Here is a 421-nt window from a genome sequence, read left to right as displayed (position 1 = left end):
AAGCAAAACCCCCGTAGGCCAGTCCAAAAGCTGACATTCTCTTTCTTCGGCTCCTGACAATTTTAAAAATGCTGCTTCAAGAAGAAAACAAAGACTACGCCGGGAGCAATAAATATTCCAGATGAGTAATTCGTTTTCAGCTTATCTCCATGATGATCGGAGCGGGTGCGTTGGCCGTCAAAACGCCCGGCTGAGGGTTCGTTTTGACACGGTTTTTGCTTCCCTGCCTACCGCAGGCAGGCTTTTCATCCCCGTCTGACTTACATAGCCGGGCAGGAAATAGAAAAGGAAGAGCCAGTCCGGCTTGAGGACAGGAAAAGAATGGAAGGCAGACCTTGGGAAGGATGAAGGATGAATGGGGCGCTTCAAGCAGGCGTCATTGCAAATGAAGCGCAGCGGAATGAAGCAATCTTTTGCGCAT

General features: G+C 49.4%; 1 protein-coding gene. It reads right to left on the bottom strand.

Annotated elements, in window-relative coordinates; genetic code table 11:
• Positions 1-177: 177 nt before the first annotated feature.
• Positions 178-421: hypothetical protein (locus tag N2K84_RS20270; protein ID WP_282593652.1), on the bottom strand; the 244-nt coding region annotated here is incomplete at its 5' end.

Origin of the sequence: Gaoshiqia sediminis (genome assembly GCF_025907915.1) — a bacterium.
Classification (GTDB): Bacteria; Bacteroidota; Bacteroidia; order Bacteroidales; family Prolixibacteraceae; genus Gaoshiqia; species Gaoshiqia sediminis.
Note: the sequence above shows the minus strand (reverse complement) of the source record. Positions and strands in the feature narration are given on the sequence as shown.